This is a genomic window from Streptomyces sp. NPDC014764 (genome assembly GCF_043082785.1).
GTDB classification, from domain to species: domain Bacteria; phylum Actinomycetota; class Actinomycetes; order Streptomycetales; family Streptomycetaceae; genus Streptomyces; species Streptomyces althioticus.
The window spans coordinates 97,815-120,037 of sequence record NZ_JBIBXY010000010.1; the positions used below are offsets into that span (position 1 = coordinate 97,815).

Annotated in this window: 18 protein-coding genes and 1 pseudogene; 16 read left to right on the forward strand and 3 right to left on the reverse strand. The window is 73.5% G+C overall.

The features are described 5' to 3' along the window. Positions 1 to 88: 88 nt before the first annotated feature. Positions 89 to 2,236, forward strand: a complete 2,148-nt coding sequence (locus tag ACF1AG_RS23330; RefSeq protein ID WP_387796818.1) for a primosomal protein N' — start codon at positions 89 to 91, stop codon at positions 2,234 to 2,236. Between the two features lie 451 nt (positions 2,237 to 2,687). Here the strand turns inward: ACF1AG_RS23330 and ACF1AG_RS23335 are convergent, their stop codons facing one another. Continuing rightward, entirely contained in the window at positions 2,688 to 3,239 is a 552-nt protein-coding gene (locus ACF1AG_RS23335) for a hypothetical protein (RefSeq protein WP_359603694.1), read from the reverse strand. 293 nt (positions 3,240 to 3,532) lie between these two features. On the opposite strand from ACF1AG_RS23335, the gene fmt reads away from it, so the two are divergent. The 12 genes and pseudogenes from fmt to ACF1AG_RS23395 all read left to right on the forward strand — a co-directional run bounded on the left by fmt (position 3,533) and on the right by ACF1AG_RS23395 (position 17,129). After that, positions 3,533 to 4,465 (forward strand): methionyl-tRNA formyltransferase, encoded by a 933-nt coding sequence (gene fmt / locus ACF1AG_RS23340; protein ID WP_387796820.1) that lies wholly within the window; start codon positions 3,533 to 3,535, stop codon positions 4,463 to 4,465. 75 nt (positions 4,466 to 4,540) lie between these two features. Then, positions 4,541 to 5,968 (forward strand): transcription antitermination factor NusB, encoded by a 1,428-nt coding sequence (locus ACF1AG_RS23345; protein WP_359603697.1) that lies wholly within the window; start codon positions 4,541 to 4,543, stop codon positions 5,966 to 5,968. 551 nt (positions 5,969 to 6,519) lie between these two features. Continuing rightward, entirely contained in the window at positions 6,520 to 7,206 is a 687-nt protein-coding gene (rpe, locus tag ACF1AG_RS23350) for a ribulose-phosphate 3-epimerase (RefSeq protein WP_359750229.1), read from the forward strand. A gap of 78 nt (positions 7,207 to 7,284) precedes the next feature. Then, a complete protein-coding gene (locus tag ACF1AG_RS23355) occupies positions 7,285 to 8,328 on the forward strand; it encodes a sugar-binding domain-containing protein (RefSeq protein WP_359603701.1) in 1,044 nt (347 codons plus the stop codon). Between the two features lie 40 nt (positions 8,329 to 8,368). Next, positions 8,369 to 8,769 (forward strand): annotated as a pseudogene (locus tag ACF1AG_RS23360) (ribonuclease domain-containing protein). Then, positions 8,766 to 9,134, forward strand: coding sequence for a barstar family protein (locus tag ACF1AG_RS23365; RefSeq protein ID WP_359603705.1), 369 nt, complete (start codon positions 8,766 to 8,768; stop codon positions 9,132 to 9,134). The pseudogene ACF1AG_RS23360 and the gene ACF1AG_RS23365 overlap by 4 nt, the downstream one beginning before the upstream one ends. Before the next feature lie 92 nt (positions 9,135 to 9,226). Beyond that, a complete protein-coding gene (locus tag ACF1AG_RS23370; RefSeq protein ID WP_391810366.1) occupies positions 9,227 to 10,669 on the forward strand; it encodes a GuaB1 family IMP dehydrogenase-related protein in 1,443 nt (480 codons plus the stop codon). Positions 10,670 to 10,915: 246 nt separating this feature from the next. Beyond that, entirely contained in the window at positions 10,916 to 12,394 is a 1,479-nt protein-coding gene (locus ACF1AG_RS23375; RefSeq protein WP_359603707.1) for an amino acid permease, read from the forward strand. 10 nt (positions 12,395 to 12,404) lie between these two features. Continuing rightward, the gene (locus ACF1AG_RS23380; RefSeq protein WP_033275118.1) at positions 12,405 to 12,857 is read left to right on the forward strand and encodes an Lrp/AsnC family transcriptional regulator; all 453 of its coding nucleotides are present in this window, start codon (positions 12,405 to 12,407) and stop codon (positions 12,855 to 12,857) included. A gap of 93 nt (positions 12,858 to 12,950) precedes the next feature. Continuing rightward, the gene (locus ACF1AG_RS23385) at positions 12,951 to 13,643 is read left to right on the forward strand and encodes a hypothetical protein (RefSeq protein ID WP_359607769.1); all 693 of its coding nucleotides are present in this window, start codon (positions 12,951 to 12,953) and stop codon (positions 13,641 to 13,643) included. After that, entirely contained in the window at positions 13,643 to 15,823 is a 2,181-nt protein-coding gene (locus ACF1AG_RS23390; RefSeq protein WP_391810344.1) for a bifunctional polysaccharide deacetylase/glycosyltransferase family 2 protein, read from the forward strand. The genes ACF1AG_RS23385 and ACF1AG_RS23390 overlap by 1 nt, the downstream gene beginning before the upstream one ends. 100 nt (positions 15,824 to 15,923) lie before the next feature. Further along, complete coding sequence (locus ACF1AG_RS23395; protein ID WP_359607765.1) at positions 15,924 to 17,129, forward strand: MFS transporter; 1,206 nt, start codon at positions 15,924 to 15,926, stop codon at positions 17,127 to 17,129. A gap of 238 nt (positions 17,130 to 17,367) precedes the next feature. On the opposite strand, the gene ACF1AG_RS23400 is transcribed toward ACF1AG_RS23395, so the two are convergent. Then, complete coding sequence (locus ACF1AG_RS23400; RefSeq protein ID WP_359607763.1) at positions 17,368 to 17,739, reverse strand: helix-turn-helix domain-containing protein; 372 nt, start codon at positions 17,737 to 17,739, stop codon at positions 17,368 to 17,370. 84 nt (positions 17,740 to 17,823) lie between these two features. On the opposite strand from ACF1AG_RS23400, the gene ACF1AG_RS23405 reads away from it, so the two are divergent. The 3 genes from ACF1AG_RS23405 (at position 17,824) to ACF1AG_RS23415 (ending at position 21,398) form a co-directional block, all read left to right on the forward strand. Beyond that, the gene (locus tag ACF1AG_RS23405; protein ID WP_391810345.1) at positions 17,824 to 18,726 is read left to right on the forward strand and encodes an NAD(P)-dependent oxidoreductase; all 903 of its coding nucleotides are present in this window, start codon (positions 17,824 to 17,826) and stop codon (positions 18,724 to 18,726) included. Positions 18,727 to 18,873: 147 nt separating this feature from the next. Further along, positions 18,874 to 19,662, forward strand: a complete 789-nt coding sequence (locus tag ACF1AG_RS23410; RefSeq protein WP_391810346.1) for a carbon-nitrogen hydrolase family protein — start codon at positions 18,874 to 18,876, stop codon at positions 19,660 to 19,662. A 38-nt stretch (positions 19,663 to 19,700) separates the two neighbouring features. Beyond that, positions 19,701 to 21,398, forward strand: coding sequence for a flavin monoamine oxidase family protein (locus ACF1AG_RS23415; RefSeq protein WP_391810347.1), 1,698 nt, complete (start codon positions 19,701 to 19,703; stop codon positions 21,396 to 21,398). Positions 21,399 to 21,400: 2 nt separating this feature from the next. On the opposite strand, the gene ACF1AG_RS23420 is transcribed toward ACF1AG_RS23415, so the two are convergent. Continuing rightward, positions 21,401 to 22,087, reverse strand: coding sequence for a DUF5995 family protein (locus ACF1AG_RS23420; protein ID WP_359605068.1), 687 nt, complete (start codon positions 22,085 to 22,087; stop codon positions 21,401 to 21,403). Positions 22,088 to 22,223 lie beyond the last annotated feature (136 nt).

Sequence of the window (22,223 nt, forward strand, 5' to 3'; positions counted from 1 at the left end):
ACGTGGGCTGAGCGCGCAGTTCCCCGCGCCCCTGAGGGGTGTCGCTGCGGGCGGCGGAGTTGTCAGTCGGGTTTGGAACAATGCAGGGGTGAGCAGCGAGGACGGACGGACGGACGGGGACGCGCAGGGCGCGCCCCCGGAGCAGCTCGCCCTCATCCGCGAGACCGTCCGCCGGACGAACACCCCCCGCGCCAAACCCCGCACCTGGCGCGGCGCCGCCCTCGCCAAGGAGCTGCCCGTCGCCCGCGTCCTCGTCGACAAGGGCGTCCTCCACCTCGACCGCTACTTCGACTACGCCGTCCCCGAGGAACTGGACGCCGACGCCCAGCCGGGAGTGCGGGTGCGGGTGCGCTTCGGCGCCGGGCGGCACCGCGTGCGGGACGGGCGGCGCGAGGGCGGCGGCCTGATCGACGGGTTCCTGATCGAGCGCCGCGCCGAGTCCGACTACTCCGGACCGCTGGCGGCACTGGCGCAGGTCGTCTCGCCCGAGCGGGTCCTGGACGAGGAGCTGCTCGGCCTCGCCCGCGCGGTCGCCGACCGGTACGCGGGCAGTCTCGCCGACGTCCTCCAGCTCGCGGTGCCGCCGCGCAACGCCCGCGCCGAGCAGCGACGCTCGCCGGACCCGCTGCCCCCGCCCCCGGCACCGGCGGCCGGGTCCTGGGAGCGGTACGAACAGGGACCGGCCTTCCTGGAGTCCCTGGCCTCGGGCGGCAGCCCGCGCGCGGTGTGGAACGCCCTGCCCGGTCCGCTGTGGTGCGAGGAGATCGCCCGCGCGGTCGCGGCGACGCTGTCCTCGGGGCGCGGCGCGCTGGTCGTGCTGCCGGACGGCCGGACCGTGGCCAGGCTCGACGCCGCGCTCACCGAACTGCTGGGGGACGGGCGGCACGCGGTGCTCACCGCCGACGCCGGACCGGAGAAGCGGTACGCGCAGTGGCTCGCCGTCCGGCGCGGGTCGGTGCGGGCGGTGATCGGGACGCGGGCGGCGATGTTCGCCCCGGTGCGCGACCTCGGGCTGGTCGCGGTGTGGGACGACGGCGACGACAACCACAGCGAGCAGCACGCGCCGCAGCCGCACGCCAGGGAGGTGCTGCTGCTGCGGGCCGCGCAGGACAGGTGCGGCTTCCTGCTGGGCGGCTGGAGCTGCACGGTGGAGGCGGCACAGCTCGTGGACACCGGCTGGGCGCGGCCGTTGCAGGCCGCGCGGGAGCGGCTGCGGGTGTCCGCGCCGCTGGTGCGGACGGTCGGAGATCACGACCTGGCGCGGGACGAGGCCGCCCGCGCCGCCCGGCTGCCCACGCTCGCCTGGCAGGCCGTCAGGGAGGGACTGCGGCACGGGCCGGTGCTGGTCCAGGTGCCCCGGCGCGGTTACGTCCCGCGCATGGCGTGCGCGACCTGCCGGGCGCCGGCGCGGTGCCGCCACTGCTCGGGCCCGCTGGAGGCGCACGGCTCCGACGACCTGCGCTGCGGGTGGTGCGGGCGCACGGAGAGCGGCTGGCACTGTCCCGAGTGCGGTGGGTTCCGGCTGCGTGCGCAGGTGGTGGGGGCGCGGCGGACCGCGGAGGAGCTGGGGAGGGCGTTCCCCGCGGTGCCGGTCCGTACGTCGGGGCGAGAGCATGTGCTGGACACGGTGCCCGGGGCGCCGGCGGTGGTGGTGAGCACACCGGGCGCGGAGCCGGTCGCCGAGGGCGGGTACGCGGCGGCGCTGCTGCTGGACGGCTGGGCCATGCTGAGCCGCCCCGACCTGCGGGCCGGGGAGGACGCGTTGCGGCGCTGGATGGGCGCGGCGGCGCTGGTCCGGCCGCAGACGGCGGGCGGCACGGTGGTCGTGGTCGCCGAGCCGACGCTGCGGCCGGTGCAGGCGCTGGTGCGGTGGGACCCCGCGGGGTTCGCGGTACGGGAACTTGCGGAGCGGGGTGAGCTGGGTTTTCCGCCGGTGTCACGGATGGCGGCGGTGGCCGGGCCCGGGGAGGCCGTGGCCGAGTTCCTCGGTGCCGTGGAGCTGCCGCCCAGCGCGGAGGTTCTGGGGCCGGTGCCGATGCCGGTCACTCCGGCGGGGCGTCCCCGCCGGCCGGGGGCGCCTCCGCCGGGGGAGCAGTGGGACCGGGCGTTGATCCGTGTTCCCCCGGGTCACGGGGCGGCCCTCGCAGGGGCGTTGAAGGTGGCGCAGGCGGCGCGGATGGCGCGGGGCGGGAGCACACCGGTGTGGGTGCGGATCGATCCGGCGGACATCGGGTGACGCGTGTGGGGCCGGCCGGGGTGCTGGGAGGCACGACTGCCGGCAACGGCGGGGAGTGCTTCAAGCAGCTCCCGCAGCAACGCCCTCAGGGGCGCGGGGAACTGCGCGATCAGGCAGGGACGACCCGCACTCGGTGTTGGTGAGGTGTTGCCGCGCCTGCGGCGGTGGTGGGTTGTTGTCAGCGGTCGTGGTGTCCGTGTCCTTCAGGGGCGCGGGGAACTGCGCGATCAGCCAGGGACGACCCGCACCCGGCGCTGAGAATGGCGTCGACGGCGGCGTCCATGACGGCCGTCGAGCCGTCGGTCGCGGCGGCCTCGATCAGGTCGAGGGCTCGGGGAAGGTCTCCAGCAGTTCCTCGAACAGCGGGGAGACTGCCCAATCGACGGGGCGCGCCCCTCAGAGAAGGGTGCGCGCCCTCCCGGGACGGCGGCGGGAGGGCGGGCGGCGGGGGTCAGCCGTTGCGGGGGGTCGGGAAGGCCGTGGGGCGGGGGTCCTCGCGGAGGGACGGGCTGCCGGCGGTCGGCTGCGTCGGCATCGCACGGGCCGCCGGCACGGTCGGCACCGTCGTCACGCCGGACCCGACGTTGACCGTCCGGGTGCCCGCCGACGACTCCGGGGCCCGCTCGGTCTCGGCGGAGGCCGACGCCTGCGCGGCCGCGCGGCGGGCGCCGTACCGGCGGTGCACGGCCTGCTTGGTGACCCCGAGCGCGGAGCCCACCGCGTCCCACGAGAAGCCCAGGGAGCGGTCGAAGTCCACGGCAGCCGTGACCAGGGTCTCGACGCTGTCCCGCAGTTCCTGGGCGAGACGGACGGTCGGGGCGGGGGCTCGTCCGTAGACGACGAAGCCCGTGGAGGGACCGGAGCGGCGGGGGCGGTAGACGTTGCCGAGCTGGGCGGTGAGCGTGCGCAGTGCGTCCACCTGCCGGCGGACCCGCTCGATGTCCCGCACCAGCAAGTGCAGGCTGGCCCGAGCCTGGGCGTCGTGGGTTGCGTGGTCGGCCATGAACAAGCCTCTCGAACCGGCGTTGAAAGGAACGGACCCCGTCGGGGCCCTTGGTCAACTCTTCCTTGACCAACGCCGTTCCGGTCCCCGGGTCACGGGCTGGGGCGCGGCGGCATATGCGTACGCCCCTGACGGGACCGGCGGGCACGGGACCGTCCCCAGCTCGGAACGTTCCTGCACCGCGAGCTCCGTGGCCCGGACGCGGACCCCGTCCCTGCGTCCCTGGGTGAAGACCGCCCCATAGACTGGTGCGTCGCCCGAACCGTTCCCGCCCGAGAGGCCCTGCGCACCCCATGAAGCTCGTCTTCGCCGGTACCCCCGAGGTCGCCGTTCCCGCTCTGGACGCTCTTCTCGCCTCCGGGCGGCACGAGGTCGCCGCTGTCGTCACGCGGCCCGACGCGCCCGCCGGTCGCGGCCGCCGGCTGGTCGCCTCGCCGGTCGCCGAGCGGGCGGAGGAGGCGGGCATCGAGGTGCTGAAGCCGGTCAGGCCGAAGGACCCCGACTTCCTGGAGCGGCTGCGGGAGATCGCCCCCGACTGCTGCCCAGTCGTCGCCTACGGTGCCCTGCTGCCGCGCGTGGCCCTCGACATCCCCGCCCACGGCTGGGTCAACCTGCACTTCTCGCTGCTGCCCGCCTGGCGCGGCGCCGCGCCCGTGCAGCACGCGATCATGGCGGGCGACGAGATCACCGGCGCCAGCACCTTCCTCATCGAGGAGGGGCTGGACTCCGGGCCCGTCTACGGAACGGTCACCGAGGGGATCCGCCCCACCGACACCAGCGGCGACCTGCTCACCCGGCTCGCCTTCGCCGGCGCCGGACTGCTCGCCGCGACGATGGACGGCATCGAGGACGGGACGCTGAAGGCCGTGCCGCAGCCCGCGGAGGGCGTCAGCCTGGCCCCCAAGGTCAACGTCGAGGACGCCCGCGTCGACTGGGGGACCCCGGCGCTGCGCGTGGACCGGGTGGTGCGCGGCTGCACGCCCGCGCCCGGCGCCTGGACCACCTTCCGCGGCGAGCGGCTGAAGATCGTGCAGGCCAGGCCCGTACCGGAGCGGACGGACCTGACGCCCGGGCAGCTGTCCGCCGGGAAGAACAACGTGTACGTCGGCACCGGTTCGTACGCCGTGGAGCTGCTGTGGGTGCAGCCGCAGGGCAAGAAGCCGATGCGCGGCGCGGACTGGGCGCGCGGGGTGCGGATCGCGGCCGGGGAGACCCTCGGCGGCTGACGGCCACGGGCTGCTCCCCGGCGTAAGCCGTAGGCTGGGGCGCGCATGTCCACCCACATCCGGAGCACCTTTTTCGTGAGCGACCAGCCCCGTCGGCCCCGCAGGCCCGCCAAGCCCTACCGCCGGCCCAAGAAGGACCCCGTCCGCATCCTCGCCTTCGAGGCGCTGCGGGCCGTGGACGAGCGTGACGCGTACGCCAACCTCGTCCTGCCCCCGCTGCTGCGCAAGGCGCGGGAGAGCGAGGGACCCGAGAAGTTCGACGCGCGGGACGCGGCGCTCGCCACCGAGCTGGTGTACGGCACCCTCCGCCGCCAGGGCACCTACGACGCCGTCATCGCGGCCTGCGTCGACCGCCCGCTGCGCGAGGTCGACCCGCCGGTGCTGGACGTGCTGAGCCTCGGCGCGCACCAGCTCCTCGGCACGCGCATTCCCACGCACGCCGCCGTGTCCGCCACCGTCGAGCTGGCCCGGGTGGTGCTCGGCGACGGGCGCGCCAAGTTCGTCAACGCCGTGCTGCGGAAGATCGCCCAGGACGACCTGGACGGCTGGCTGGAGCGGGTCGCGCCGCCGTACGACGAGGACCCGGAGGACCATCTCGCCGTCGTGCACTCCCACCCGCGCTGGGTGGTCTCCGCGCTGTGGGACTCCCTCGGCGGCGGACGCGCCGGTGTGGAAGAACTGCTGCGCGCCGACAACGAGCGGCCCGAGGTGACACTGGTCGCCCGTCCCGGGCGGGCCACCACCGACGAGCTGCTCGCAGAGGAGGCCGCCGTCGCCGGCCGCTGGTCCCCCTACGCGGTGCGGCTGACCGAGGGCGGGGAGCCCGGCGCGGTCCCGGCGGTCGCCGAGGGGCGGGCCGGGGTCCAGGACGAGGGCAGCCAGCTGGTGGCGCTCGCGCTCGCCGCGGCGCCGGTGGAAGGGCTGGACCGGCGGTGGCTGGACGCGTGCGCGGGCCCCGGCGGCAAGGCCGCGCTGCTCGGCGCGCTCGCGGCCGAACGCGGGGCGGTACTGCTCGCCTCCGAGAAGCAGCCGCACCGGGCGGGGCTGGTCGCCAAGGCGCTGGCCGGGAACCCCGGCCCGTACCAGGTGGTCGCCGCCGACGGGACGCGTCCGCCGTGGCGGCCCGGCAGCTTCGACCGCGTCCTGGTCGACGTGCCGTGCACCGGTCTCGGCGCGCTGCGCCGCCGGCCCGAGGCCCGGTGGCGGCGCCGCCCGGAGGACCTGGACGGCTTCGCGCCGCTCCAGCGCGGGCTGCTGCGCACCGCCCTGGAGTCCGTGCGGGTCGGCGGCGTCGTCGGCTACGCCACCTGCTCGCCGCACCTCGCGGAGACCCGGGCGGTGGTGGCGGACCTGCTCAAGCAGTTCCCGGACGCCGAACTGATCGACGCCCGCCCGCTGCTCCCGGACGTCCCGGACCTCGGCGAGGGCCCGGACATCCAGCTCTGGCCCCACCTCCACGGCACGGACGCGATGTATCTGGCGCTGCTACGCCGTACCGCCTGACCCGGAGGACGCCCGCGCCCTCCTGCTCCGGCTCCGACGAACGTACCGATGCCGCCGGTGACGCCTGAGCCACGTCCCGACGGCACCACCCCCGTCTCCGGCCTCGGCGAACGCACCGATGCCATCGGTGACGAGCCTCCTCCCGACGGCACCACCCCGTGGGCGGCGGCCGGCCTTCGCTCCGGCGTCCGGCCTGTCGGCCCTCCGGCGTCCGGCCTGTCGGCCCTCCGGCGTCCGGCCTGTCGCCCCTCCGGCGTCCGGCCTGTCGGCCCTCCGGCGTCCGGCCTGTCGCCCCTCCGGCGTCCGGCCTGTCGGTCCCCGGCGGCCGCAGATCACAGGCGCCGTGCGCGCCCGGGTTGTCGGGGCGGCTCGGCCCCGGGCCCAGGAACCCGTCTGTGCCCGCCGGGCGCGCCACCGCCCCGGGCAGCCGGACCGACCGGGCGGACCGTTCAACGGCGGGTGTGGGCACGGATCTTCCGTGCCGACACCCGCCGTTGACCAGTCCCCGGACCGTTCGCACCGCCGCGCGGCGCAGCGCATACGCTTGGGGCATGGCCCCGCAGATCAGTCCCAGCATCCTGTCCGCCGACTTCGCCCGGCTCGCCGAGGAGGCGAAGGCCGTCGAGGGAGCAGACTGGCTCCACGTCGACGTGATGGACAACCACTTCGTGCCGAACCTGACGCTCGGCGTGCCGGTCGTGGAGTCGCTCGCCAAGGCCACGGACACGCCGCTGGACTGCCATCTGATGATCGAGGCGCCCGACCGCTGGGCGCCGCAGTACGTGGAGGCGGGAGCCGGCTCGGTCACCTTCCACGTCGAGGCGGCCACCGCGCCCGTCCGGCTCGCCCGGGAGATCCGCGCCAAGGGAGCCCGAGCCTCCATGGCGCTGCGGCCCGCGACGCCGATCGAGCCGTACGAGGACCTGCTGCCCGAGCTGGACATGCTGCTGATCATGACGGTTGAACCCGGCTTCGGCGGGCAGGCGTTCCTCGACATCATGCTGCCGAAGATCCGCCGCACCCGTGAGCTGATCAGCAAGCACGGGCTGGAGCTGTGGCTCCAGGTCGACGGCGGCGTGTCGGCCTCGACCATCGAGCGGTGCGCCGACGCCGGCGCGGACGTCTTCGTCGCGGGATCCGCCGTGTACGGGGCGTCGGACCCGGCCGAGGCGGTCCGCGCCCTGCGCAAGCAGGCGGAGACCGCGACGGCCGAGGCGTCGTGGTTGCACGACCACTGAGCGTCATATACGTGAACGGCGGTCAGCAGGGCTGATCGACAGCGCCGGATCTGCAAGGATGAACGGCGAGTCCAGAGTGTGAACAGCAGTGAGGAGATCGCCGTGTCGGGTATGTCGGCGGGCCGGTCAGCCATGCGGATGGGACCCGCTGAGCTGGTTCAGGCGGCGGCCATGGCCCGCCGCTTCTACCTCGAGGGCAAGTCCAAGATCCAGATCGCCGAGGAGTTCGGCGTCAGCCGCTTCAAGGTGGCCCGGGTCCTGGAAACCGCCCTCGAGCGGGATCTGGTACGCATCGAGATCCGCGTGCCCGCCGAGCTGGACGCCGAGCGCTCGGACGCGCTCCGCGCCCGCTACGGCCTGCGGCACGCCGTCGTGGTCGAGTCCCCGGCCGAGGCCGAGGAGACGCCCGACCCGGAGAACCTGGGAGAGGTGGCCGCCGACCTGCTCGGCGAGCTGGTCAACGAAGGGGACGTGCTGGGCCTCGCCTGGGGGCGTTCCACCATCCACATGGCGGCGGCCCTGGACCGGCTGCCGCCCTGCACGGTCGTGCAGCTGACCGGCGTGTACGACGCGGGCACGGCGGAGCGCGGCTCGGTCGAGGCCGTGCGCCGCGCCGCGCAGGTGTCGGGCGGCGACGCCCACCCGATCTACGCGCCGATGCTGCTCCCTGACGCCGCCACCGCGGAGGCGCTGCGCCACCAGACGGGCATCGCGCGGGCCTTCGAGTACTTCGACAAGGTCACTGTCGCCTGTGTGTCCATCGGCTCCTGGGAGCCGGGCATCTCCACGGTGCACGACATGCTCAGCGACGAGGAGCGGGCCCACTACGCCTCCCTCGGCGTCGCCGCCGAGATGTCCGCCCACCTCTTCGACGCCGAAGGGCGCAGGGTCGGCCGCGACCTGGGCGAGCGGTGCATCACCGTCAAGACCGACCAGCTGCGCAAGATGCCCGAGGTCGTCGCCATCGCCGGCGGCCAGCGCAAGGGACCGGCCATCGACGCGGTGCTGCGCTCCGGCCTCGTCACCAGCCTGGTGACCGACACCTCGGCCGCCGACTACCTGATGACCGCCGGACCCGCCCCGCGCTCCGCCCTGAACCGCGCGGACCCGGACGGCCTCTGACGGCGTGTGAGCACGGGAGGGGCCTGGCAGCATCGGCCGCATGATGCCGCTCCGGGCCCTCCTCCCGCGTCTCGTGGCCTGCCTGCTCCTCGCCCTGCTGGCCGGCTGCTCGTCCGGCGGTGACGACGGAGGCGGCCGCACCGGGACCCCCGCCTGGGCCGAGGGGATGCCCGTCACCGATGTGTCCGGGCTGCCCGCCGAAGCCCGCCGCACCCTTCGGCTCATCGACGAGGGCGGCCCGTTCCCCTACGAGCGGGACGGCTCCGTGTTCGGCAACTTCGAAGGGCTGCTGCCCCGGCGCGAGCGCGGCTACTACCGCGAGTACACGGTGCCCACGCCCGGATCCGACGACCGGGGCGCCCGGCGCCTGGTCACCGGCCGGAACGGCGAGACCTACTACACCGACGACACTACGCATCGTTCACGGCGGTACCGAGATGACCCACGACCTCACCGGCCGGCTCGTCGTCCCCCTCGACCTGGACGGGGTGACCGACAAGGCGGCCCTGATGGACCGCTGCGCCCACGCGCTCGGCCTGCCCGACTGGTTCGGCCGCAACTGGGACGCCCTCGTCGACTCCCTCTCCGACCGCACCGTCTGGCCCGCTGGCGCGGACGGACGCGGCCTGCTGCTCGTCGTCCGCGGCTGGCATGCCTACGCGGACGCCCGTCCGCAGGAGTGGGCGACCGCCCAGGAGGTGTTCGCCGAGGCGTCGGAACGCGATCCCGCGCTCACCGTGGCGCTCGCCGTTGGAGGATCCGCCGAGCACCTTCCCGACCAGGCTGGACGATCCGACCGGGACTGACATTCCGGTCGCCGTGGGAGAATGAAGTACGTGCTCTTCCCCCTGGCTGACCTGTCCGGGGGCCACCTCTGATCGACTGGGATGTGCAGCACGTGCGTTTCCTCAACGACATCCAGCCCCCGTACGACCTGACGTACGACGACGTCTTCATGGTGCCGAGCCGCTCCGCGGTCGGCTCGCGGCAGGGTGTGGACCTCAGCTCGCCCGACGGCACGGGCACCACGATCCCGCTCGTCGTCGCCAACATGACCGCGATCGCCGGCCGCCGCATGGCAGAGACGGTCGCCCGGCGCGGCGGGCTGGTGGTCATACCGCAGGACATCCCGATCGAGGTCGTCGCCGAGGTCGTCTCCTGGGTGAAGTCCCGCCACCTGGTGCTGGACACCCCGATCGTGCTGGCCCCGCACCAGACGGTCGCCGACGCGCTGTCCCTGCTGCCCAAGCGGGCGCACAACGCGGGCGTGGTCGTCGACGAGGAGCGCCGTCCGGTCGGCGTGGTCACCGACGCCGACCTGACCGGCGTGGACCGCTTCACCCAGCTCGACGAGGTCATGTCCAAGGACCTGCTCCTCCTCGACGCCGGCATGGACCCGCGTGAGGCCTTCAACACCCTCGACGGCGCCAACCGCCGCTACGCGCCCGCGGTGGACGCCGAAGGCCGCCTGGCCGGCATCCTGACCCGCAAGGGCGCCCTGCGCGCCACCCTGTACACGCCCGCCACGGACGCGCAGGGGCGGCTGCGCATCGCCGCCGCCGTCGGCATCAACGGCGACGTGGCGGGCAAGGCCAAGCAGCTCCTCGAGGCGGGCGTCGACACCCTCGTCATCGACACCGCGCACGGCCACCAGGAGTCGATGATCAACGCCGTCCGGCTGGTGCGCGGGCTCGACCCGCAGGTGCCGGTCGTGGCCGGCAACATCGTCTCCGCCGAGGGCGTCCGCGACCTGATCGAGGCGGGCGCGGACATCGTCAAGGTCGGCGTCGGCCCCGGCGCCATGTGCACCACGCGCATGATGACCGGCGTCGGCCGGCCGCAGTTCTCCGCCGTGCTGGAGTGCGCCGCCGAGGCGAAGAAGTACGGCAAGCACGTGTGGGCCGACGGCGGCGTCCGGCACCCGCGCGACGTGGCCATGGCCCTCGCGGCCGGCGCGTCCAACGTGATGATCGGCTCCTGGTTCGCAGGTACCTACGAGTCCCCGGGCGACCTCCAGCACGACGCGAACGGCCGCCCCTACAAGGAGTCCTTCGGCATGGCCTCCGCCCGCGCCGTGCGCAACCGCACCTCCGAGGAGTCCGCCTACGACCGCGCCCGCAAGGCGCTGTTCGAGGAGGGGATCTCCACCTCCCGCATGTTCCTCGACCCGGAGCGCTCCGGCGTCGAGGACCTGATCGACTCGATCATCGCGGGCGTCCGCTCCTCCTGCACCTACGCCGGCGCCGCCTCGCTGGAGGAGTTCGCCGAGAAGGCCGTCGTCGGCATCCAGAGCGCGGCCGGCTACGCCGAGGGCAAGCCGCTGCACGCCAGCTGGAGCTGACCCCGTCCGGTGGGGCGGGTGTGGAACGGCCCACACGGCCGGCGCAACGAACACCCGCCTCACCTCGAGGAACGCAATGATCTTGCGGTGGTGCGCAAGGTTGCTGCATTTCAGCAGCAACGAAGAACCTCGTAGGGTTACGCGCTGTACGTGTGTGGCGGGGACCCCGCTCGGCGGGTCCCGGCTGTCGCGGGGTGCCGTCCGGTCCCGGCCGCGGAAGTCCGGCAGCGATCAAGGAGTCCCCGCGTGCTCGACCATGGCGCACCCCCGCACAACGGCGGTCCCTCCGCCCCGCACTCCCAGGGCCTGGGCATGCGTCTGATGCGCCGCAAGCCGGTGGAACGCCTGGTCGCCGAGGGTGGCCATGGCGAGGGCGGCACCCTTCGCCGCTCCCTCGGGCTGTGGCAGCTGACCATGATCAGCATCGGTGCCACGCTCGGCACCGGCATCTTCGTCGTCCTCGGCGAGGCGGTCCCCAAGGCCGGTCCCGCGGTCACGCTGTCCTTCGTCATCGCCGGTCTGACGGCCCTCTTCTCCGCCCTCTCGTACGCCGAGCTGGCCGGCACGATCCCCGTCTCCGGCTCCTCCTACTCGTATGCGTACGCAACGATGGGCGAACTGATCGCCTGGGTCTGCGGCTGGTGTCTGATGCTGGAGTACGGCGTCTCGGTCGCCGCCGTCGCCGTCGGCTGGGGCGAGTACCTCAACGAACTCCTCGACGGCACCATCGGCGTCACCCTGCCCGCCGCGCTGTCCGCCCCGCCCGGCGACGGCGGCGTCTTCAACGCGCCTGCGCTGATCGTCGTCATGCTGGCCATGGCGTTCCTGCTCGGCGGCGCCCGCGAGTCCGCCCGCGCCAACACCGTGATGGTCATCGTGAAGATCGGCGCGCTGGTGCTGTTCTGCGCCATCGGCGTCCAGGGCTTCCGCTCCGGCAACTACGAGAACTTCATGCCGCTCGGCATGGCCGGCGTCAGCGCCGCCGGAGCCACCCTGTTCTTCTCCTACATCGGTTTCGACGCCGCCTCCACCGCCGGCGAGGAGGCGAAGAACCCCCAGCGCGACCTGCCCCGCGCGATCCTGCTGTCCCTCGCGATCATCACCGCGCTGTACGTCCTCGTCGCCGCCGTCGCCGTGGGCGCCAAGCCGTGGCGGCAGTTCACCGACTCAGAGGCCACCCTCGCCCAGATCATGCGCGAGGTCACCGGCCAGAGCTTCTGGGGCACCCTGCTGGCGTTCTGCGCCGTCATCGCCATCGCGAGCGTCGTCCTCACCGTGCTCTACGGCCAGACCCGCATCCTCTTCGCCATGTCCCGCGACGGCCTGGTGCCCAAGGTGTTCGCCCGGGTCAGCCCGCGCACCGGCACGCCCCGCGCCAACACCCTGATCGTCTCCCTGTTCTGCGGAGTCCTCGCCGCCGCCGTCCCGCTCGGCCAGCTCGCCGACGCCACCAGCATCGGCACCCTCTTCGCCTTCGCCCTGGTCAACGTCGCCGTCGTGGTGCTGCGCCGCAGCCGCCCCGACATGCCGCGCTCCTTCCGGGTCCCGCTGTCCCCGCTGCTGCCCGCCCTCGGCTTCGGCTTCTGCCTGTGGATGATGGGCAGCCTGTCCACCGTCACCTGGGTCGTCTTCGGTGTCTGGATGGCCGTCGGGCTCGTGTTCTACTTCCTCTACGGCTACCGCCGCTCCCGGCTCGCCGCCCCCGCCCCGTCAGAAGCGAAGTGAACCACCCGCAGTGCTGAACGATCTCGACGAACGCATCGTGCACGCCCTCGCCGAGGACGCCCGCCGCTCCTATGCGGACATCGGCCAGCTCGTCGGCCTCTCCGCGCCCGCCGTGAAGCGGCGCGTGGACCGGCTGCGCGCCACCGGGGCCATCACCGGCTTCACCGTGCGGGTGGACCCTGCCGCCCTCGGCTGGGAGACGGAGGGGTTCGTCGAGATCTACTGCCGCAGCAACACCTCCCCGGAGACCATCCAGCGGGGCCTGGAGCGCTACCAGGAGGTCGTCGCCGCGTCCACCGTCACCGGGGACGCGGACGCGGTGGCCCAGGTCTTCGCCTCCGACATGCGGCACTTCGAGCGGGTGCTGGAGCGGATCGCCGGCGAGCCGTTCGTCGAGCGGACCAAGTCCGTGCTGGTGCTGTCGCCGCTGCTGCGGCGCTTCTCGTCCGGCTCGCCGACCTAGGTCGCGACACCGGTTCCTCACGCGGGGACGGCCCGCCCTTCCCGGCGGGCCGTCCCCGCGTGAGGGTCACTGGACCGGCGTAATCTGGGGCGTATGCGGCAGCCCTCCGATTCCGGTGCGGTGACCGGTGAGCCCGAGGGGCCGGATCCGGTTTTCGTCGACGCCTCCGGCCGGCGGGCCCGGCTGCTGCGGCGGGCCGGATACGGGGCGGCCGGGCTGGCGGCCGGCTATCTGAGCGTCCTCGCGCTGAGCCTGATGGGGGCGACCCCGTTCGCGCCGGAGGCCCTGCTGCCGCCACTGCCCGGCGAGTCCTCCCCGACCGCCCCGCTGCGCCAGGACGCCGAGGGGGAGGCCCGGCCGCCCGAGGAGGCCGGGGCCGGGGTGGGGCCGGGCACGCCGCTGATCCCGCTCATCGCCGGTGAGGATCCGGCGGGCTCCCTGCTGCTGCCGCCCGGCGCCGGTCCCGGGAGCGTCGCCGGGGTGCCGGTGCAGCCGCCGGACGCGGGCGGGGTCGAGGTCACGGACGGGTCGACGCCCCCCGAGGAGCCCGACGCCGAGGAACCGGGTGCGCCCGAGGAGCCACAGGAACCGGGCGCCGGTGAACCGTCCGCGCCGGGCGACGGCGGCGACTCCGAGACGCCGCCGCCCGACACCGACGAGCCGTCCGGGCCCGGCACGGACGACCCGTCCGAACCGCCCGGGACGCCGCAGCCCACGCCCGAGGCGCCGTCCGAGAACCCCGGCACCCCCCAGCCCGACGACCCGCCGGCCGCCGGGACCCCGTGATGCGGGGGCGCCGGCACCACCCGGCCGCTCCACCACCCGCGACACCGGTGCCGCGGCGGCGCTGGTTCCGCATCGTGGTGCCGCTGGTGCTGCTGGCCTTCGTCGTCTCCGTCCTCGCCGTCGAGGGATACACCTCCCGCGGATTCGCCGGAGACCAGGAAGGCCGCGGGGAGCGGGCCGCACGGAGCGGGGCGGGCGTCCCCCCGGAGGTCGCGGGCGGGGGACCGGTCGTCGACGCGGGCCACGATCCGCCGCGCACCTACCGGGCCCCGGCCAGGACGGTCGTCCTGACCTTCGACGACGGACCCGACCCCGCGTGGACGCCCCGGATCCGCGAGGTCCTCGACCGCCACGGCGTACCCGGCACCTTCTTCGTCACCGGACGGCAGACCGCCCGCCACCCCGGCCTCGTACGGGACCTGATCCGCTCGGGACACGAGATCGGGGTGCACACCTTCTCGCACCCCGACCTGGCCACACAGCCGCAGGACGCGGTCGACCGGGAACTGGCGTTCACCCAGCTCGCCCTCGCCGGGGCCGCCGGCGTCCACAGCTCGCTCGTGCGGATGCCGTACTCCTCGACCACGGGCGCGCTGGACGGCCCCTCCTGGACCGTCGCCCGGTACCTCGGCGAGAAGGGGTACGTGCTGGCCTTCGTCGACCAGGACACCCGCGACTGGAGCCGGCCCGGCGCCCGTGCCATCGCCGACGCCGCCGTTCCCGAGGTGCCCGGCCGGGGCACGATCGTGCTGCTCCACGACTCCGGAGGCGACCGCTCGCAGACCGTGCGGGCGCTGGAGACGCTGGTGCCACGGCTCAAGGCCGACGGCTACCGCTTCTCCACGGTCGCCGAGCTGGTGGGCGTCGAACGCCTCACGGGTGGTGTCGACACGGCGGAGCGGTGGCGCGGGTTGGTGTTCGTGACCGCCGTGACCGTGTCGGGCACGACGGTGTCCGTGCTGGGCGCGCTGCTGCTGGTCGTCGGGGGGCTGGTGCTGGCGCGGTGCGTGCTGATGCTCGGGCTGGCCCACCGTCATGCGCGGCTCGCACGCCGGCGTCCGCGCGCCGGGCCGGGACCGCCCGTCACCGGGCCGGTCAGCGTGGTCGTGCCCGCGTACAACGAGGTCGTGTGCATCGGCAAGACGCTGCGGTCGCTGGCCGCGAGCGACCACCCGGTGGAGATCGTCGTCGTGGACGACGGCTCCGACGACGGGACCGCGGACGCCGCCGAGGCGCTGGGGCTGCCCGGGGTGACCGTGGTGCGCACGCCCAACCGGGGCAAGGCCGCCGCGCTGAACACCGGGGTGCTGCGCGCCTCGCACGAGATCGTCGTGATGCTCGACGCGGACACCGTCTTCGAGCCCTCGACGGTCCGCCGCCTCGTCGAGCCGTTCGCCGACCCGTCAGTAGGCGCCACCGCCGGCAACGCCAAGGTCGGCAACCGGCACGGCATGCTCGGCCGCTGGCAGCACATCGAGTACGTCATGGGTTTCAACCTCGACCGGCGCATGTACGACCTGCTGCGCTGCATGCCGACCGTGCCCGGCGCCGTCGGGGCCTTCCGCGTCACCGCCCTGCGCCGCGCCGGGATGCTCAGCGGGGACACACTCGCCGAGGACACCGACCTCACCATGGCCCTGCACCGGGCCGGTTGGGAGGTGCGCTACGCGGAGCACGCCGTCGCCTGGACCGAGGCGCCGGGTTCGCTGCGACAGCTGTGGCGCCAGCGGTACCGGTGGAGCTACGGCACCATGCAGGCCGCGTGGAAGCACCGGCACGCCCTCGTCGAGCGCGGGCACGCCGGGCGGTTCGGACGGGTGGGGCTGCCGCTGCTGGCGGTGTTCCAGATCCTCACGCCGCTGCTCGCCCCGCTGATCGACCTGCTGACCGTGTACGGGCTGGTGTTCGGGAACGCGGCGCTCACGCTGCTGGCGTGGTGCGGGGTGCTGGCGGTGCAGGGCGTGTGCGCCGCGTACGCCTTCCGTCTCGACGGGGAACCGCTGCGGCCGCTGTGGGCGCTGCCGGTGCAACAGGTCGTGTACCGGCAGGTGATGTACCTGGTGCTGGTGCAGGCCTGCCTGACCGCGCTCAGCGGGTACCGGCTGCCCTGGCAGCGGCTCAAGAGGAAGGGGAATGTGGTGGTGCCGCCGAAGGGCGGAGGACTACCCTCAGGAGTATGACCTGGCGACATTGATTCATCCGTAGTGCCTCCCGAGGGCCGCCGCGGGCGCCGTTCGACCTCAGCGTCCGGTGTCCGAACCGCCCTTACGGGAAGGCCTCATGACTCTCACGCCCACGCGTGCCGTCGACGTGCGCGTGCGTCGGCTGACGACCACGCTGTACGGCTACTCGTTCCTCGAAGAATTCGTCCTGCTGTACCCGGTGTACGCGCTGCTGTTCAGCGACGCCGGGCTGTCCGTGTGGCAGATCTCGTCGCTGTTCGCCCTCTGGTCGGTGACGGCCGTGGTGCTGGAAGTCCCGTCCGGGGCGTGGGCCGACGCGGTGTCGCGTCGGCTGTTGCTGGTCGTCGGTCCGCTGCTGACGGGTGCCGGGTTCGCGCTGTGGGTCCTCACGCCGTCGTACGCCGCGTTCGCGGTGGGGTTCGTGCTGTGGGGGACCGGCGGGGCGCTGTGCTCCGGTGCGCTGGAGGCCCTCGTCTACGACGAGCTGGAGCGCGGTGGGGTCTCCGACCGGTACGCGCGCGTGCTGGGGCGGGCACGGGCGGCGGGGCTCGTTGCCGTGATGGCGGCGATGGGGCTGGCCGGGCCCGTGCTGGCGTGGGGCGGGCATGCGGCCGTGGGGGCGGCGAGTGTGCTGGTGTGCCTGCTGACCTCGGTGACGGCGCTGAGGTTCCCCGAGCACCGGGTGGCGCGGGCCGAGGAGCCTCGGGGCTGGGGTGTCGCTCTGCGGGCGGGCCTGGGTGAGGCCCGACGGGACCGGTCCGTGCGGGGCGCGTTGCTGCTGGTGCCGGCGGTGGCGGCGGTGTGGGGGGCGCTGGACGAGTACACGTCGTTGCTGGTGCGCGAGGCGGGGGTCGCCGATGTGGCCGTGCCGTGGGTGCTGCTGGTGATCTGGGGCGGGGCCACGGCCGGAAGCCTGCTGGCGGGTGAGGGGGAGCGGTTCGGCACGGGCGGGCTCGCTCTGCTGCTGGGCGGGGGAGGCGTAGCCCTGGCGGCGGGCGCCGTCACCGGGACGGTGACGGGACTGCTGCTGGTCGCGGTGGCGTTCGGTGCGTTCCAGGCGGCGACCGTGCTGGCGGAGGCGCGCCTGCAGCACCGGATCGAGTCGACGGGGCGGGCGACGCTGACGTCGGTGGCGGGGCTGGGCACGGAGGCCGTGACGCTGACGGTGTTCGCGGGGTACGCGGTGGTCGCGTCGGGTCACGGGCACGGTGCGGCGTTCGCGGTGTCGGCGGTGCCGTACGTGGTGCTGGCGGTGGGGTTGGGCGTGGTGCGGCTGAGGGGGCGGGTGGGGGCCGAGGTGTGACGCCTGGGGCGCAGGGTTTCGTCCGGTGGGGGACGCTTGCGGCGCAGGGTTTCGTCCGGTGGGGGTGCTGTAGCGCCCACGGCGGGGTGGTGGTGCGGGGGCGCGGCGGGGGTGGGCGTCCTCGGTCCGGCGCGACCGGGTCGCCAGGAGAGGCACAGGGCGCGGACGCGCCGGCCGCTGCGGGCACCCACCTCCGCCCGCCCCCTCCTCGCCGTGGGCGGCTGCCGGGCGGTGGTCGTCACCCTTGCGAGGTCTCGGGTACGCCGACCGTGGTGAAGTCCTCGCGGTGGATCCGCTCGGTGCCCCAGGCGCCGAGCGGGGCGAGGGCCTTGTTCAGTGCGCGTCCGGACTCCGTCAGGGAGTACTCCACCCTCGGCGGCACCTCGGCGTGCACCTCCCGGTGGACCAGACCGTCCTCCTCCATCTCCCGCAGGTGCTGCGTCAGCATCTTCTCGCTCACCCCGGGCAGACCGCGGCGCAGCTCGGCGAAGCGGCGTACCCCATGGGCGTCGAGCTCCCAGAGGATCAGGCCCTTCCATTTGCCGCTCACCACGTCGAGCGCGGCGTCGATGCCGCAGATGTACGGCCCGTTCCTCGGCGCCTTCGCCATCACCGAACCCCCTTACGAAAAGGTAAGTACCGCAGTAAAAAGTCGGTACTTCCGAGCGTAGTGACGGCGTCGAAGGATGGAGGGGTGAATGAACGAGAGAACAGCAGCCACGACCGCCCCGTCACCGTGGTCGGGCTCGGTCCGATGGGGCAGGCCACGACCCGTACGCTTCTCGCCGCCGGTCACCCGGTCACCGTCTGGAACCGCACCGCCGCCCGGGCCGACGCCGTCGTCGCCGACGGAGCGACGCTCGCAGCAACGCCCGGGGAGGCGGTCGAGGCGAGTGACCTGGTGATCCTCAGCCTCACCGACTACCGGGCGATGTACGACATCCTCGGCGGCGTCACCGCCTCGCTCGCCGGACGGACCCTGGTCAATCTGAGCTCCGACACTCCCGACCGCTCGCGTGAGGCGGCCGCCTGGGCGGAGGGGCACGGCGCCGCCTTCCTGACCGGAGGTGTCATGGTCCCCGCGCCGATGGTCGGCACGGAGGCGGCCTTCGTCTACTACAGCGGACGTGAACGCGTGATGGAGAGCCACCGGGCCGCGTTGGCGCTGCTGGGGACGCCGAAGTACCTGGGCGGGGACCCGGGTCTCGCCCAGATGATGTACCAGGCCCAGCTCGCGGTGTTCCTCACCACCCTGTCCGGGCTGATGCACGCCACGGCGATGCTGGGCTCCGCGGGGATGAAGGCCCGGGAGGCGCTGCCGGAGCTGATCTCCTCCGCCGACTCGATCGGCGACATCCTGCGGGCCGGTGGAGAGAACCCCGGTGCCGCTCTCGACGCCGGCGAACATCCCGGCGATCTCAGCACCGTCACCATGATGGGCGCCACGTCCGACCACATCGTCGAGACCAGCCGGTCACTCGGTCTCGACCTCGCCCTCCCCCTGGCCGTGCAGGGGCACTACCGGCGCGCGATCGAGAACGGGCACGGCGGCGACAACTGGACCCGCATCATCGACAGCATCCGGGGCGCAGGCTGAACCCGTGCAACGAATCGCCGTGACCGGCCCTCCACGCGCAACGATCGGCGCACCGGTGCGCAACGGCTTCTCCTTGTCCCGCGCGGACACGCGACCGTACCTTCATGGGTGACCCCCCAGCCCCCGCCTGTCCGGTGAGGATCACGCATGCGCACCGCCCTGCTCCAGAGCTCCGGCCACCCCGGCCACGTCGTCGAGAACCTCAAGGCTCTCGACGCCGCGGCCGCCCGCGCGGCCGCGGCGGGCGCGGATCTGCTGGTGACCTCCGAGCTCTTCCTCACCGGCTACGCCATCGGCGACGACCTCGGCCGCCTCGCCGAGCCCGCCGACGGCTACGCTGCGGACGCGGTCGCGGAGACCGCCGGCCGGCACGGTCTCGCCGTCGCCTACGGCTACCCCGAGCGGGCCGGCGGCACGGTGTACAACTCCGTCCAGCTCGTCGCCCCCGACGGCACCCGTCTCGCGAACTACCGCAAGACCCACCTCTACGGCTGCTTCGAGCACGACCACTTCACCCCGGGCGACCGGCCCGTCGTGCAGGCGGAGCTCGACGGTCTCACCGTCGGCCTGATGATCTGCTACGACGTGGAGTTCCCGGAGAACGTCCGCGCCCACGCCCTCGCCGGCACCGATCTGCTGCTGGTGCCCACGGCCCAGCTGCACCCGTACCAGTTCGTCGCCGAGTCCGTCGTGCCGGTGCGCGCCTTCGAGAGCCAGATGTACATCGCCTACGTCAACCGGGTCGGCCCGGAGGGCGAGTTCGAGTTCGTGGGGTTGTCCACGCTGGCCGGGCCCGACGGGGTCGCCCGCTCCCGCGCCGGCCGGGCCGAGGAACTGCTCCTCGCCGACGTCGACCCGGTGCTCCTCGCCGCGTCCCGCGAGGCCAACCCGTATCTGCGGGACCGCCGGCCGCCCCTCTACGGGTCCCTCGTCTGATCTTCCCCGGTTCCACCACTGCAAGGAGTCCCCACCCCATGACGTCCACGGTGCCCAACGCCGTCGAGCACGCCGACGAGCAGCAGCCGCCGATCACCATGTTCGGCCCTGACTTCCCGTACGCGTACGACGACTTCCTGGCCCACCCCGCCGGGATCGGGCAGGTGCCGGCCACGGGGCACGGCACCGAGGTCGCCGTCATCGGCGGTGGGCTGTCCGGGATCGTCGCCGCCTACGAGCTGATGAAGATGGGGCTCAAGCCGGTCGTGTACGAGGCCGACCGGATCGGCGGGCGGCTGCGGACCGTCGGGTTCGAGGGATGCGACCCGTCGCTTACGGCGGAGATGGGGGCCATGCGGTTCCCGCCGTCGTCCACGGCCCTGCAGCACTACATCGACCTGGTGGGACTGGAGACCCGGCCCTTCCCGAACCCGCTTGCCGAGGCGACCCCTTCGACCGTCGTCGATCTGAAGGGCGAGTCGCACTACGCGGAGACGATGGCCGATCTCCCGCAGGTCTACCGTGACGTGGCCGACGCCTGGGCGCGGTGCCTGGAGGAGGGGGCCGACTTCTCCGACATGAACCGGGCCCTGCGCGAGCGGGACGTGCCGCGGATCCGGGAGATCTGGTCGCGGCTGGTGGAGAAGCTCGACAACCAGACCTTCTACGGGTTCCTGTGCGAGTCGGAGGCCTTCAAGTCCTTCCGGCACCGGGAGATCTTCGGGCAGGTCGGGTTCGGGACCGGGGGATGGGACACCGACTTCCCGAACTCCATCCTGGAGATCCTGCGGGTCGTCTACACCGAGGCCGACGACCACCACCGCGGGATCGTCGGCGGGTCGCAGCAGCTCCCGCTCCGGCTGTGGGAGCGGGAGCCCGAGAAGATCGTCCACTGGCCGTACGGCACCTCGCTGCAGTCGCTGCACGTGGACGGGGAGCCGCGGCCCGCCGTGACGCGGCTCGGGCGTACCGCCGGCAACGGGATCACCGTGACGGACGCGCGCGGCGACATCCGTACCTACCGTGCGGCCGTCTTCACCGCGCAGTCCTGGATGCTGCTGTCGAAGATCGACTGCGACGACTCGCTCTTCCCCATCGACCACTGGACCGCCATCGAGCGCACCCACTACATGGAGAGCTCCAAGCTCTTCGTACCGGTGGACCGGCCGTTCTGGCTGGACAAGGACGAGTCAACCGGGCGGGACGTCATGTCGATGACGCTCACCGACCGCATGACCCGCGGCACCTACCTTCTGGACAACGGCCCGGACAAGCCCGCCGTGATCTGCCTGTCCTACACCTGGTGCGACGACAGTCTGAAGTGGCTGCCGCTGTCCGCCAACGAGCGGATGGAGGTCATGCTGAAGTCGCTCGGCGAGATCTACCCCAAGGTCGACATCCGGAAGCACGTCATCGGCAACCCGGTGACCGTCTCCTGGGAGAACGAGCCCTACTTCATGGGCGCGTTCAAGGCCAACCTGCCCGGCCACTACCGCTACCAGCGGCGGCTGTTCACCCACTTCATGCAGGACCGGCTGCCGGAGGACAAGCGGGGCATCTTCCTCGCCGGCGACGACATCTCGTGGACGGCGGGCTGGGCCGAGGGCGCCGTGCAGACCGCGCTCAACGCGGTGTGGGGCGTGATGCACCAGCTCGGCGGCGCCACCGACCCGACCAACCCGGGTCCTGGCGACCTGTACGACGAGATCGCGCCCGTCGAACTCCCGGAGGACTGACGTCAGTCGGGCAGCGGCGTGAGCAGCATGCGGCCCGCGAATCCCACCGCGGTGTCCAGCCGTTCGGTGAACTCCGCCGCCACGTCGGGCAGCCGGCGCAGCGCCCACAGGGCGCGCGCCGCCGTCCAGGCCGCGTCCCGGGCCCGGTCCAGGCTCCACGCACCGAGCAGATGGGTCAGCGGGTCGGCGATCCTCAGTGACTCCGGGCCGGGCACCAACTCGTCGCGGATGCGCTCCTCCAGCGACAGGAGGAGTTCACCCACGGCCTCGAACTCGTCCTCGAGATCGGCGGGTTGGCAGCCGAGCGTACGGCAGGTGTCCACCACGGCAAGCGCGAGGTCGTGCCCGATGTGCGCGTTGATGCCCGCCAGCGCGAACTGCACCGGACGTACACCGGGATGGCGGCGGAACTGGAACAGCGGACGCCAGCAGGCGGGGGGACGCCGGCCGTCCGCCGCCGCGTCGACGGCCGCCAGGTAGTACTCCGCGAAGCGGACGTCCAGGGTGATGACCGCACGGGCGTCGGGGAACAGCCCGGCGTCGATACGCCGGTCTACGGCCCGGGTCACGGCGAGGTAGACACGGTTGAAGACCGCGACCCCGTCCCGCGCGGGCAGGGCCGCGTCGAGGGCGCGCAGACGGGCGACGACCCCGTCGACCGGGGTGAGGACTTGTTCGCATTGCGCCATGAGCGCAGGGTGACACCTTTAGTCTGACTCCGGTGGCGGCGGGCCCGGCGCTTCCCCGGAACGGGGGAACGCGCCCGTCGCGGGGGAGGGGGGAAGCACAAGGTGGCAGGCTCGCGTGCCCGCAGACTCTCGGCGC